9 protein-coding genes are annotated in these 13,271 nt (G+C 69.7%); 8 read left to right on the top strand and 1 reads right to left on the bottom strand.

The features are described from left to right. Nucleotides 1–13: 13 nt before the first annotated feature. The 3 genes from DRB17_RS21030 (at nucleotide 14) to DRB17_RS21025 (ending at nucleotide 3,115) form a co-directional block, all read left to right on the top strand. Complete coding sequence (locus DRB17_RS21030; RefSeq protein ID WP_421779231.1) at nucleotides 14–88, top strand: adenosylhomocysteinase; 75 nt, start codon at nucleotides 14–16, stop codon at nucleotides 86–88. Nucleotides 89–368: 280 nt separating this feature from the next. After that, complete coding sequence (locus DRB17_RS18370; RefSeq protein ID WP_147274956.1) at nucleotides 369–2,645, top strand: PAS-domain containing protein; 2,277 nt, start codon at nucleotides 369–371, stop codon at nucleotides 2,643–2,645. Nucleotides 2,646–2,707: 62 nt separating this feature from the next. Next, the gene (locus DRB17_RS21025) at nucleotides 2,708–3,115 is read left to right on the top strand and encodes a type II toxin-antitoxin system PemK/MazF family toxin (protein WP_114583690.1); all 408 of its coding nucleotides are present in this window, start codon (nucleotides 2,708–2,710) and stop codon (nucleotides 3,113–3,115) included. 194 nt (nucleotides 3,116–3,309) lie between these two features. On the opposite strand, the gene DRB17_RS18360 is transcribed toward DRB17_RS21025, so the two are convergent. After that, on the bottom strand, nucleotides 3,310–4,344 hold the full coding sequence (locus DRB17_RS18360; RefSeq protein ID WP_114583689.1) for an NAD(P)/FAD-dependent oxidoreductase: 1,035 nt from the start codon (nucleotides 4,342–4,344) through the stop codon (nucleotides 3,310–3,312). A 129-nt stretch (nucleotides 4,345–4,473) separates the two neighbouring features. Here DRB17_RS18360 and tsaE point away from each other — a divergent pair, with 129 nt between their 5' ends. Genes tsaE through addA form a run of 5 tightly spaced genes read left to right on the top strand, consistent with a single transcriptional unit; the run spans nucleotide 4,474 to nucleotide 13,222 of the window. Next, nucleotides 4,474–4,980 (top strand): tRNA (adenosine(37)-N6)-threonylcarbamoyltransferase complex ATPase subunit type 1 TsaE, encoded by a 507-nt coding sequence (tsaE, locus tag DRB17_RS18355; protein WP_114583688.1) that lies wholly within the window; start codon nucleotides 4,474–4,476, stop codon nucleotides 4,978–4,980. Beyond that, complete coding sequence (locus DRB17_RS18350; protein ID WP_114583687.1) at nucleotides 4,973–5,992, top strand: aminoglycoside phosphotransferase family protein; 1,020 nt, start codon at nucleotides 4,973–4,975, stop codon at nucleotides 5,990–5,992. Before tsaE ends, DRB17_RS18350 begins: the two co-directional genes overlap by 8 nt. Continuing rightward, entirely contained in the window at nucleotides 5,989–6,735 is a 747-nt protein-coding gene (locus DRB17_RS18345; protein WP_114583686.1) for a nucleotidyltransferase family protein, read from the top strand. Before DRB17_RS18350 ends, DRB17_RS18345 begins: the two co-directional genes overlap by 4 nt. Continuing rightward, entirely contained in the window at nucleotides 6,732–9,731 is a 3,000-nt protein-coding gene (gene addB / locus DRB17_RS18340; protein WP_114583685.1) for a double-strand break repair protein AddB, read from the top strand. The genes DRB17_RS18345 and addB overlap by 4 nt, the downstream gene beginning before the upstream one ends. Further along, a complete protein-coding gene (addA, locus tag DRB17_RS18335; protein ID WP_114583684.1) occupies nucleotides 9,728–13,222 on the top strand; it encodes a double-strand break repair helicase AddA in 3,495 nt (1,164 codons plus the stop codon). The genes addB and addA overlap by 4 nt, the downstream gene beginning before the upstream one ends. Nucleotides 13,223–13,271: the final 49 nt, after the last annotated feature.

Below are 13,271 nucleotides of genomic sequence, written 5' to 3'. Positions count from 1 at the left end.
GCCGCTGACCAAGATGAACCCGAAGCAGGCCGAGTACCTGGGCCTGCCCGCCGAGGGGCCGTTCAAGCCCGATCACTACCGCTACTGAACGCGGAAACGAACGCGGGTCGGACAGGGGATGTTCGCCAAAGGCGAAAGAGCTGGAGGCGACTTCGCTTGTCCCGACTGGAAGGTGAACTTAAACTAACGTTACACGCGCGCGACTGAACGCGTCTGCGAAAACGGGGGGACGGGCTCGCGGTGGCTGCCGTCGATCGACGGCGGCGGCGCGCACGGCGAGGCCCGACGTAAACGCCTTTGTGACGGTAACGCCGACAACGATACTGGCAGTCGCTTGTGCCCTGGCCGCCGTCGCGGCGTTGGCCGGCATGCAGTGGTATCGCCATCGCTGGCAAGTCGCGGCACGCGGGCTGGACCGTGTTCAGCGGGCGTACCGGCAGTTGGAGCAGCGGATCGAGACGGCGCCGTCCGCGTGGTTCGCATTCGACGCCAAGCCATGCTGTTCCCGCTCACTGGCGGACCTTCTCGGTGGCGACGCGGCGATCGACGATTTCGACGCCGTCTGTCGATGCTTTTCTGAAAATAGCGGCCGACGGCTGTCGGAGGCCGGCCAGCGGCTTCGTGAATCCGGCGAGGCCTTCACGCTCGTTCTTTCCCTGCCGGAGGATGGCCGATGGGTCCAGGCCCACGGCGTTTCCGGCCCCGAAGGTCCGGTCATCTGGTTCTCGGACATCAGCGAGCGCGAGACCGCCCGCCGGTCCGCCGAGGCCCGGAACGCCGTTCTGGAGGACCTTGTCGAGCGGCTTCCCGCTCCGCTCTGGCGGCGCGATGCCAGCCTGCGTGTGGTGGACTGCAACGCCGCCTACGCCCGCGCCGTCGGGCGGACGCGCCAGGAGGTGCGTGCCGACGAGGCCGAACTGCTTGGCAGCGGCCTGGGCGAAGCCGGCCGGCGGCTTGCGGAGCGGGCGCGTGACAGCGGCCAGACATGCCGCGAAACCCATCATCTCGTTGCCGAGGGTGCGCGGCGCTTTATGGACCTGACGGAGATTCCGCTGCGCGACGGCACGCTGGTCGGCCTTGCCCTCGACCGCACGCGCGAGGAGGAAGTGGAGGGCGAGCTGTCCCGCCACATCGCCGCGCACGCCGACGTACTGGAGAATCTTGGCACCGCCATCGTCATTTACGGCCCCGACCTGCGCGTGAAATTCTACAACGGCGCCTATGTCGAACTGTGGGGACTGGAAGAGACGCTCCTCGACGGCGAGCCGCACCTGAACGATGTCATCGAGGCACTTCGCGAGCGCCGGCGCCTGCCGGAGCAGACGGATTTCCCGGCCTACAAACGGGAATGCCAGCTACGGATGCGCAACCTCCTCGACGCCGAGGAGGAACTGATGCACCGGCCGGACGGCAGCACCCTGAAGATCACCATGGCGCCCCACCCCTTCGGCGGCGTGCTGATGACCTACGAGGACGTCACCGACCGCCTGACGCTGGAGCGCAACTTCAACACGCTGATCGAGGTGCAGCGCGAGACCATCGACAACCTCTACGAAGCCGTCGCCGTGTTCGGCGCCGACGGGCGTCTGGCCCTGTCCAACCAGGCCTTTTCCGAGATGTGGCAGCTTCCCCTGGACCGGCTGGGCGACCGCCCGCACGTGCGGCAGGTGCTGGAATACGGCCGCCGCTTTTTCGATATCGACGAGAGCGACTGGCCCGCCTTGCAGGAGACGATCGTCGCGCGCGCAACCGAGCCGGGCGCGCGCAGCGGGCGGATGGTGCGCTCCGACGGCAAGGAGCTGGACTGGGCCCAGGTGCCGCTGCCGGACGGGCAAAGCCTGTTCATCTATCTGGACGTCACCGATTCGCTTCGTGTCGAGCGGGCGCTACGCGAGCGCGCCGAGGCGCTGGAAACCGCCGACCGCCTCAAGTCCGAGTTCATCGCCAACATCTCCTATGAGCTGCGCACGCCGCTCAACGCCATCGTCGGCTTCGCGGAGATCCTGGAGAACGAGTTCTTTGGCAAGCTGAACACGCGCCAGGGCGAATACGCCCGCGCCATCGTCGATTCCTCGCAGCGCCTCATCGGCCTCATCAACGACATCCTGGATCTCGCCACCATCGAGGCCGGTTACCTGGAACTCGAACAAGGGGAAACGGACGTCCGCACCCTGCTCACGGACCTGCAGACCATTGCCCACGAGCGCGCCCGCAACCGGGGGATCGAACTCGCCGTGGATTGCGACGATGGCGATTGCACCCTGATCTGCGACAGCCGGCGGTTGAAGCAGGCGCTGTTCAACCTTCTCTCCAACGCCTTCAACTTCACCCCGGAGGGCGGAAAGGTGGTACTCTCGGCTCGCCAGGATGGGGACAATGTGCGCCTGTCGGTCAACGACACCGGCATGGGTATCCCGCACGAGGAACAGGAGCACGTGTTCCACAAGTTCGTCCGCGGCCACCCACGCAAGTCGGGCGCCGGCCTTGGCCTTTCACTGGTGAAAAGCTTGGTGGAGCTCCACGGCGGCCGGGTCGAGCTGGAATCCGCCCCCGATCACGGCACCCGCGTCACCTGCATCCTGCCGCGCATACCGCGGGAGACCCATCTTCCCGGCGACCCACCGGCCGCCACCGCAGAGAGGTAGGCGGAAACGTCTACAAAATTTCGCGGACACAAATCCATTTCAATTCAATCTATCAATTCGACATGCCATTACAGTTTTTCCCACGCGCTGGACAGGTTTTTGTGTGCGATTTCTCGGGCTTCAACGTGCCGGAAATGGTCAAACCGCGCCCAGTTGTCGTAATCTCTCCAAAGCTGCCATATCGCTCGGAGATCGTTACGGTCGTGCCAATTAGCACATCGCCTCCACGCCATGAATTGCCGTTTGTCTACCGCTTTTCAAAGAACTATCACCCCGACGAGCCAGACGACCTTCCTTGTTGGGCCAAGGCCGACATGGTCATGAACCTTGGCCTATATCGATTGAGCGCTTTCAAGATTGGCCGTAGGAAATATACGCACCCGGTTCTGTCCAATACTGACTTAGAGGGCGTGAAAAATGCAGTGCTATACGGACTGGGGTTCGGCCACTTGCTAAGCAGGCCCGAGTGACGTATATCTCCTAGGTATCCCGGTTATCGGGCTTTAAGACCCTGAGGCCCAGGGCAGGTTGTCGAATTGGCGATGACAAGCCGCCGGCAACCTAGAGACTGTCATACTGTCCAGAAGCCCCGCCCCACACGGCGGGGCTTCTTGCATGAGACGGCGTTTCGTACACCGCCAACTCACCGCCCAAGCGCCGCCCCTTACCCCGGAACACCCTTGGTCGTGGAGTATTCCCAGTGCAGCACCTCGTCCGGGTAGACGCGGGAGAAGATGTCGTGCGCGGCCATCGCCGCCTCGGAGAACCCACAGAGGATCAGCTTCAGCTTGTTCGGATAAGTGGCGATGTCGCCGATGGCGTATATGCCTGCCGTCGAAGTGGCACAGGTCGCGGGATCGACTGTGATGAGGTCCCGCTCCAGGCGCAGGCCCCACTCTGCAATGGGACCGAGGTTCATCGACAGGCCGAAGAACGGCAACAGCGCGTCGGCTTGCAGGCGCCGCGTCTCTCCGTCCAGGGTGCTGACAATGACGGCATCCAGGTTGCCGTCCCGCCCTTCCAAGCCGTGAAGCTGATAGGGAATCACCAGTTCCACCCCGCTCTCCGGCGCCTCGGCAAGCGCGCGCATCCGGCTGACGCTTTCCGGGGCGGCGCGGAACTTGTTGCGGCGGTGGACGACGTAGACCTTCTCTGCAAACTCCGCCAGCGACAGCGTCCAGTCCAGCGCCGAATCGCCGCCGCCGGCGATGACCACTCGCTTGCCGCGGAAATCCTCCCGCCGGCCGACCATGTAGTGCACCCCGACGCCGGGGCCGCGCCCCTCGTAGGCCTCGATACCAGCAAGCGGCGGGCGGTTCGGACCAAACGCGCCGACACCGGCGGCGATCACCACGCCAGCGCACTCGATCCGCGTGCCGGCCGAGGTTTCCACCAGCCAGCGCCCGCCCTCGCGCGGCGTCAGCTTCTCCACACGCTGGCCAAGGTGATAGCGCGGCTGAAACGGCTCGGCCTGCTCCTCCAGCCGGCGCACCAGCTCGCCGGCCTGGATGCGGGGATAGCCGGGAATGTCGTAGATTGGCTTCTCGGGATAGAGTGCCTGGCACTGCCCGCCGATCACGTCGAGCGAGTCGACGACGTGGGCGCGGATCTTCAGCATACCCAGCTCGAACACGGCGAACAGGCCCACCGGCCCGGCGCCGACGATCACGACGTCCGTGCTCTCCACGGTCTCGCTCATGGACACTCCCGAATCAGGCGGATTTCCCGGCAACGCTGCGGGTCGTAACATGGCGGGGCGGCAGTTGCTTGACAAGGCTGCCTGCCACGGTTGCCGCCCCGCGAGAAGGCCGTTACAACCGAATCCATCATGTCCGATGCCAAGCCCCTTGCCGAGGCCATCTCGATCCACCTCGCGGACGAGGCCGCGACCGCCGCGCTGGGCCGGACGCTGGCCCATCTGGCGCGGGCGGGCGACGTCATCGCGCTCACCGGCGAGCTTGGCAGCGGCAAGACCGCGCTGGCCCGCGCCTTCATCAACGCCCTGCCGCGCCCGGACGGCCGCGTCATGCCCGAGGACGTGCCAAGCCCCACCTTCACGCTGGTGCAGACCTACGCGCGGCAACCAGCCACGGTTTGGCACTTCGACCTCTACCGCATCGGCGACCCGGACGAGATCGACGAGCTGGGCTGGGACGAGGCCCTGGACGAGGGGATCGTTCTGGTGGAATGGCCGGAACGACTGGGGCGCCGCCTGCCGAGGGATCATCTGGACCTGCTGATGACCTTCCCCGAGGATGGCGAGGGCCGGCTTGCGATTCTGCAGGCTGCCGGCGACTGGGCGGAACGTTTGAAGGGGCTGCAAGAGCTTGACTGAGCGCGACAGCCATATCGCGGATTTCCTGGCGGCTGCCGGCTGGGGCCGGGCCCGGCGCCGGCCGTTGAGCGGCGACGCCTCGTTCCGCCGGTACGAGCGCGTGGAAGGCGCGCAGCGCAACGCCGTGCTGATGGACGCCCCGCCAGAGGTGGAAAGCGTCCGCCCGTTCCGCGCCGTCGCCGAACTGCTTGCCGACATGGGCTTCAGCGCGCCGCGCATCGAGGCGGCGGACGAGGACAGGGGGCTGCTGCTTCTTGAGGACTTCGGCGACCGCACCTTCGCCCGCGTGCTTCTGGAAAGCCCCGACGATGGGCCGGCGCTCTATACGCTGGCAACGGATACCCTGATCGCGCTGCACGCGGCCTGGTCCCCCGCCCGCGCGGCGGCAGCGGCCTTGCCGGCCTACGACAACGCCCTGCTGGTCGACCGCGAGGCGCAGCTACTGACCGACTGGTACCTGCCAGCGGTCGGCATAAGGGCGGATACCGCCACCCGCGCCGCCTATGCCGCGGCCTGGACGGACTCGCTGCGGTGGCTCGAAGCGGTGCCGGAGACCCTGGTGCTGCGCGATTTCTTTCCGGACAACCTGATGCTGCTGAAAGGGCGCGCGGGCACGTCGGCGTGCGGCCTGCTGGATTTCCAGGACGCGGTGATCGGTTGCTGTGCGTACGATCTGGCAAGCCTGCTGCAGGACGCGCGCCGCGACGTGCCGGCACAGATCGAGCAGGCAATGATCGCGCGCTACCTTGCCGCCTTCCCCGCCCTGGACGCGGCGGCGTTCCGTTCGGCCTACACCGTCATGGCGGCACAGCGTCACGCCAAGGTTCTCGGCATCTTCACCCGCTTGGCGCATCGCGACGGCAAGCCCGGCTATCTACGGCACATCCCGCGGCTGTGGCGGCTTCTGGAGGCGGCGCTGGAAGACCCGGCGCTGCGTCCGGTGAAGGCGTGGTTCGACGAGACGGTTCCCGCCGGCTTCCGCCGCATCCCGGCACAGGAGACGACGGCATGAGCGACTGGCGCCCGCGGACGGCGATGGTGCTTGCCGCCGGTTTCGGCAAGCGCATGCGTCCGATCACCGAGAAGATACCGAAACCCATGGTCGAGTTGATGGGCCAGCCCCTGATCGACCGCATCCTCGATCGGCTGGCCGACGCCGGTGTCGAGAAGGCCATCGTCAACACCCACCATCTGGCGGAGCAACTAGAGCGGCACCTGCGTGGCCGGAAGATCCCGAAGATCGTTTTGAGCCACGAGGACGACCTGCTGGACACCGGCGGCGGGGTCGCCAACGCGCTTGCCGAGCTGGGCGACGAACCGTTCTACGTCCTCAACGGCGACCTCTTCTGGCTGGAGGGCCACAGCCCCGCCCTGGAGCGCCTTGCCGACGCCTGGGACGACACGGCGATGGACGCGCTGCTGCTGGTCCACGAAACCGTCTTCGCGATGGGGTACGAGGGGTCCGGCGATTTCATCCTCGATCCGATGGGCCGGGCGCGGCGGCGCCAGGGCTTCGAGGTGGCGCCCTTCGCCTTCACCGGCATCCAGATGCTGCACCCGCGCCTGTTCCGCTACGCACCGGATCCGCCGTTTTCGCTGAACGTGCTCTACGACCAGGCGGAAGCGGCCGAACGCCTGTTCGCGCTGCCGCACGACGGCATGTGGTTCCACATCGGCACGCCGCACGACCTGGAGTTCGCGGCGGGCGAGTTGCAGGAGCTGGGCTTCCGGGCGGAACACGAAGAGGCGCGATGACCTCGACACGGCCGGCCGTCCATACGATCCCGCCCGGCGTTTCCTTCGTCGATGCACTGGCGCGCGGGCTCTACGACGAGGCCGGCGGCGACCCGCTTGCGCTCTCGCGCGTGACCGTCCTGCTGCCGACACGGCGCGCATGCCGCACGTTGCACGAGGCGTTCCTGCGTCTCTCCGGCGGGGCGGCGATGCTGCTGCCCCGGATGCTGCCGCTGGGCGACCTGGACGCCGAGGAATTGGTCCTCAGTGGCGAGGCCGGCCCGGCCGGCGGCCGCTACGACGCCGATATCCCGCCCGCCCTGCCCGAGTTGCGGCGGCAGCTTCTGCTGACCCGGCTGATCGACCGCTGGGGCGAAGCCAGCGCCGAAAGGGAGCGGGCCACCGTCGATCAGGCCGCCCGCCTCGCCGGGGAACTGGCCCGCCTCCTCGATCAGGTGGAGACCGAGGGGCTGTCGTTCGACAAGCTGCGCGACCTCGTCCCGGCGGAACACGCCCGGCATTGGCAGATCACGCTGGAATTTCTCGACATCCTGACGGCCTGGTGGCCGCAAATCGAGGGAGAGGAAGGCGCCATAAGCCCCGCCGCCCGCCGTCGCCGCCTGATGCAGGCGTGGGCGGAAGCATGGCGCAGTCAGCCGCCGTCCCATCCCATCGTCGCGGCGGGCTCCACCGGCTCCATCCCCGCCACGGCGGACCTGCTGCACGTCGTCGCGGGCCTGCCCCCCGGGCGCGTCGTGCTGCCCGGGCTCGACACCGGCGCCGACGCGGCCACCTGGACCGCCGTCAAGGCCGACCCGACCCACCCGCAGCACAACATGGCGCGGCTGCTGGACCGGATGAAGCTGGACCGCGCCGATGTGCGGGACTGGCCCGCCGAGGGCGGCGAGCGTACGCCCCCGGCGCGCAGCGAGCTTCTCAACCTGGCGCTGAAGCCGGCGGCGGCAACGCCGGACTGGCGCGACCTCTCCGGCCGGTCGGACGTTCAACGCCTGGAACTGGGCCTTGGCGGCCTGCATCGCCTGGACTGCCCCGGCGCCGGAGAGGAAGCGAGCGCCATCGCCCTGATGCTGCGCCAGGCGCTGGAGGTGCCGGGCCGCACCGCCGCCCTGGTGACGCCCGACCGGGGTCTGGCGCGACGGGTGGCGAGCGAGTTGAAGCGCTGGGGTCTCACCGTCGACGATTCCGCCGGCATGCCCCTGCGCGACACGGCGCCCGGCACGTTCCTGCGCCTCACCGCGCAGATGCTGGCGGACGGCCTGGCGCCGCTGTCGCTGCTGGCGGCGTTGAAGCATCCGCTGGCGGCCGGCGGACAGGATCCCGGCGCCTTCCGGGCGCGGGTGCGGGCGCTGGAGGTCGCGGTCCTGCGCGGGCCGCGCCCCGGCAAGGGCTTCGCCGGCCTGCTGGACGCCTTGCCGGAAGACGACGAAGCGGGGTTGCGCCTCTGGCTGGAGAACCTGCGCGACATGGCGGCCGAGGCGGAGGCAGCGCTCGCCACCGCCGATATCCCGCTAGCCGACGCCGTCGAGGCGCACATGCGCTTTGCCGAGGCACTGGCAGCCACCGACCGCGAGCCCGGCCCCGCCCGGCTGTGGGCCGGGGACGCGGGGGAGACGGCGGCGGACTTCGCCAGCGAGCTGACCCGCAACGCCGACGCCGCGCCCGTCATCGGCGGCACGCGCTATCCCGCGCTGCTGGACGGCCTGATGGCGGGGCGGGAGGTGCGGCCCCGGTATGGCGGGCATCCCCGGCTGGCGATCTGGGGTCCGCTGGAAGCACGGATGCAGCGCGCCGACCTGCTGATCCTCGGCGGCCTGAACGAGGGCACCTGGCCGGCGGAGAGCGACCCCGGCCCCTGGCTCAGCCGCCCGATGCGCGCCGGCTTCGGCCTGCCGCCGGTGGAGCGCCGCATCGGCCTGATGGCGCACGACTTTGCCCAGGCGGCCTCGGCCAGCGAGGTGGTGCTGACCCGCGCCACACGGGTGGAGGGGGCGCCGAGCGTACCGTCGCGCTGGCTGCTGCGCCTGGACGCGGTGCTGGACGCGCTGGGGCTGGAACGCCTGACGGCCGGCGAAGAGCGCTGGCTGGACTGGGCGCGGCAACTCGACACGCCGGCACGCAGCATCCTAATCGCCCCGCCGGAGCCACGGCCGCCCCGGACCGCGCGGCCCACGAAACTCTCCGTCACCAGGGTCGAAATGTGGATGCGCGATCCCTACGCGCTTTACGCCGAACGTATCCTGAAGCTGCGGCCGCTGGACCCGCTGGACCAGGATCCGGGGGCGGCGGAACACGGCACGCTGATCCACAAGGTGCTGGAGCGCTTCGTGTGGGCCTACCCGAACGCGCTGCCGGACGATCCGGAAACGGAACTGCTGCGCCTGGGCCGGGAGGCCTTCGACCGCCTCGGCGTGCGCCCCGGCGTTCGCGCCTTCTGGTGGCCGCGATTCGCGCGCATCGCCGAATGGCTGGCCGCGCAGGAGCGCGCGCGCCGCGCCGGCGGCCTGCATGTCTTCGCGGAGCGCAAAGGTCATCGCGAACTTCCGGGGGCGGACGGGCGGACCTTCACCCTGACCGCCAAGGCGGACCGCATCGAACGCGGCGCCGACGGCCGGCTTGCCATCATCGACTACAAGACCGGCGGCGTGCCCAGCGAGAAGTCCGTCCGCCTTGGCTTCTCGCCGCAGCTTCCCCTGGAGGCCGCCATCGCGGCGGCCGGCGCGTTCGCGGACGTGCCGACGGCGGAGGTCGGCGCCATCGCCTATTGGCGTCTCACCGGCGGCAATCCACCGGGGGAGATCCGGGCCGTGAAGGGCGATCCTGGCGAACTGGCGGAACAGGCCTTCGCGGGGTTGCAGGAATTGGTGACGGCCTTCGAGGACCCGCAAACGCCCTACCGCGCCGTGCCGCGCCCGGCCTTCGCGCCCCGCTATTCCGACTACCGCCACCTCTCCCGCGTTCAGGAGTGGTCGGCGGGCACCTTCGAGGACGAGGGATGAGCACAGGCGACGTGACGGACCCGTCCGCCGGGCACGCCGACACCCGCAAGCGCGAGGCGCAGCAGGCGCAGCGGCGGGCCAGCGACCCAGCGGCCTCGGTCTGGGTGGCGGCCTCGGCGGGGACCGGCAAGACCAAGGTGCTGACCGACCGGGTGCTGAGCCTGATGCTGGCCGGTACGCCGCCGGCGAAGATCCTGTGCCTGACCTTCACCAAGGCGGCGGCGGCGGAGATGTCGAACCGCCTGGCGGCGCGCCTGGCCGGCTGGGCGACGGCCGGCGACACGGATCTCGACAGCGCCCTTCACGAGCTGACCGGGCAGCGCCCGGACGACGCCATGCGCCGGCGCGCGCGGGAGCTTTTCGCCCGCGTCCTGGACGCGCCGGGCGGCATGAAGATCCAGACCATCCACGCCTTCTGCCAGTCGGTGCTGGCGCGTTTCCCGCTGGAAGCGGGCGTGCCGCCGCACTTCCAGGTGCTGGACGAACGCTCCGCCGCCGAGATGCTGCAAGCCGCGCGGGAGGAGGTGCTGGCCCGCGCCGGCAGCGGGGACGATTGGGGTGAGGACGCCGCGCGGCTTGCCGAGGCGTTGTCGGAGGTCACCGCCCAGGCCAGCGAGATGACTTTCAACGACCTGATGGCCGAACTCATCCGGCAGCGCGGCCGGCTGGCCCGGCTGCTGCGCGAGGCCGGGGGCATGGACGCTCTGGCCGCGGGCATCCGCGAAACCCTGGACGTCGCCGAAGACGACCGGCCGGCCGACGTCGTCGCACGCGCCTGCCGGGACGATGCGTTCGACGCCATGGGCCTGCGCGTGGCCGAGACGGCGATGCGCCAGGGCACGAAGACCGAGCAGGGCAAGGCGGATATCCTGAAGGCCTGGCTGGACGCGCCCGCGCCCGACCGCGGCGCCCGCTTCGACGACTACGCCGGCCTGTTCCTCACCGCCAAGGGCGAGGTGCGCAGCCGCTTGCTGACCAAGCAGGCCGCCGAGGTCGGCGGCGCGCTGGAGGTGATGGAGGCCGAGGCCGAACGGCTGCTCACCGTCCGCGAGCGGATCAACGCCACTGTCGTCGCGCGGGCCACCGCCGGCCTGCTGCGCCTGGGCGCGGCCATCCTGGACGCCTACGAGCGGCACAAACGACGCCGCGCGCTTCTGGATTACGACGACCTGATCATCGTCACCCGCGACCTGCTACAGCGGCCCGGCATCGCGCCGTGGGTGCTTTTCAAGCTGGACGGCGGGCTGGACCACGTGCTCATCGACGAGGCGCAGGACACGAACCCCGAGCAGTGGGAGGTCGTTGGCGCGCTGACGGACGAGTTCTTCGCCGGCGAGGGCGCGGCGGAGGGGCGCGACGCGGGGACGCGCACCGTCTTCGCGGTGGGCGACGCCAAGCAATCTATCTACTCGTTCCAGCGGGCCGAGCCGGCGGCCTTCGCCCGCATGCGCCGCCACTTCGCCGAGCGGGCGCGACAGGCGCGGCACGGCTGGTCGTCGGTGGAACTGAACGTCTCCTTCCGCTCCACCGACGCGGTCCTGGCGGCCGTCGACGCCGTGTTCGCGCAGCCGGACGCCCGCGACGGCGTGCTGTTCGGCGAGGACGCGCTGCGCCACGAGCCCGTGCGCGCGGGCCACGCCGGGCTGGTCGAGCTGTGGCCGCCGGCGGAGCCGGGCGACGCCGGAGAGCCGGAAGCCTGGGCCCCGCCGGTCGAGGCCGAGGGACAGGCCCCGCCGCGCCAGCGCCTGGCCCGGCTGATCGCCGCGCGCATCGCCCGCTGGACGCAGGGCGAAACGCCGGACGGCATCCTGCACGCACGCGGGCGGCCGATCGTGCCGGGCGACGTCCTGGTGCTGGTGCGCCGGCGCAACGAGTTCGTCGAGGAACTGGTGCGCGAACTGAAGCTTCGGCAGGTGCCGGTGGCCGGCGTCGACAGGATGGTGCTGAGCGAACAGCTTGCGGTCATGGACCTCGCCGCGCTGGGCCGCTTCCTGCTGCTGCCAGAAGACGACCTGACGCTGGCCTGCGTCCTGAAGGGACCGCTGATCGGATTGAGCGAGGAGCGGCTGTTCGAGCTGGCGTACGGCCGCGAAGGGCGCCTGTGGGACGCGCTGCGCAGCCGCGCGGGCGAGAACGCGGACTTCGAGGACGCCCACGCGCGCCTCGGCGACCTGCTGGCGCGCGCCGACTTCACCCCGCCCTACGAGCTTTACGCGGAGCTTCTGGGCGCCGGGCGCGGGCGGGAGCGGATCCTGGCGCGTCTCGGTCCGGAAGCGAACGACCCCATCGATGAATTTCTTGCCCTCGCGCTTGCTTACGAGCGCGAGCACGTTCCCTCGCTGGAAGGCTTCCTGCATTGGCTGGAGGCTGGCCAGCAGGAAGTGAAGCGCGACGCCGAGCACGGCGGCAACGCCGTGCGCGTGATGACGGTGCACGGCGCCAAGGGCCTGCAGGCGCCCATCGTGTTCCTGCCCGATACGCTGCAGGTGCCCACGCAGTCCGACAAGCTGCTGTGGGACGACGGCACGGGGCTGGCCCTGTGGCCGCCGCGCAAGGAGTTCGACGACGAGGTCGCCGGCGGCCTGCGCGCCGCCGCCCGCGCCGACCAGGAGCCCGAGTACCGCCGCCTGCTCTATGTCGCGATGACGCGGGCGGAGGACCGGCTCTACATCTGCGGCTGGAACACCCAGCGCTCGGGCCAGGAGCATTGCTGGTACAAGCTGATCCAGCGCGGCCTTGCCGGTGTCGCCGAGCCGGCGGCGTTCGATTTCACGGCCGACCTGCCGGACGGCTGGCAGGGCGAGGGCCTGCGCCTGGAAACCGCGCAGCGTACCGAGAGCGAATCGAAGACCGCGGTTCAGGAAAGCGAACTTCCGCCCACGCCGTTGCCCGACTGGGCCCAGAGCCCGCCCCGGCCGGAGCCGGCGCCGCCGCGACCCCTGGCGCCGTCGCGGCCGCCGGATGCGGAACCGCCGGTGCGCTCCCCGCTGGAGGGCGACAACGGTGCGTCCTATCAGCGGGGCCGGCTGATCCACCGGCTTCTGCAATCCCTGCCCGACCTTGCGGATTCGCAGCGGCGGGCGGCGGCGGAGCGCTTTCTGGCCAGCCCCGTCCATGGCCTCGATTCGGCGCAGCAGGCGCAGATCGTCGAGGAGACGCTCGCCGTGCTGGAGAACCCGGAATTCGCCGCGCTGTTCGGTCCCGGCAGCGCCGCCGAGGTGCCCATCGTCGGCCTGCTGGACGGCGAGAAGGGGCCGGAGGCGGTCACGGGCCAGATCGACCGCCTGCTGGTCACTGACGAAATCGTGACCGTGGTCGACTACAAGACCAACCGCCCGCCGCCGCGCACGCCGGAAGAGGTGCCCGACGTCTACCGGCGGCAGCTTCGCGGTTATCGGCGGCTTCTGGAGAAGGTCTATCCGGGCCGGCGCATCGAGACCTGGTTGCTGTGGACCGACGGTCCACGCATGATGCAAATCAGCGATGCGTAAGGCTTTCGGCCACTCGCTTGACGGTTTGCGCCGCCCTGCCTACCTTCGC

The organism is Ferruginivarius sediminum, assembly GCF_003344765.1.
Lineage (GTDB): Bacteria > Pseudomonadota > Alphaproteobacteria > Kiloniellales > Rhodovibrionaceae > Ferruginivarius > Ferruginivarius sediminum.
The sequence above is the reverse complement of the archived record's forward strand: the minus strand, read 5'-3'. Positions and strand labels throughout refer to the sequence as shown.

Coding starts and splice junctions, on each gene's coding strand:
- DRB17_RS21025 (WP_114583690.1), top strand. CDS start 2,708: ATGCCATTACAGTTTTTCCCACGCGCTGGACAGGTTTTTGTGTGCGAT.
- DRB17_RS18345 (WP_114583686.1), top strand. CDS start 5,989: ATGAGCGACTGGCGCCCGCGGACGGCGATGGTGCTTGCCGCCGGTTTC.
- DRB17_RS18370 (WP_147274956.1), top strand. CDS start 369: ATGCAGTGGTATCGCCATCGCTGGCAAGTCGCGGCACGCGGGCTGGAC.
- addB (WP_114583685.1), top strand. CDS start 6,732: ATGACCTCGACACGGCCGGCCGTCCATACGATCCCGCCCGGCGTTTCC.
- addA (WP_114583684.1), top strand. CDS start 9,728: ATGAGCACAGGCGACGTGACGGACCCGTCCGCCGGGCACGCCGACACC.
- DRB17_RS18360 (WP_114583689.1), bottom strand. CDS start 4,344: ATGAGCGAGACCGTGGAGAGCACGGACGTCGTGATCGTCGGCGCCGGG.
- tsaE (WP_114583688.1), top strand. CDS start 4,474: ATGTCCGATGCCAAGCCCCTTGCCGAGGCCATCTCGATCCACCTCGCG.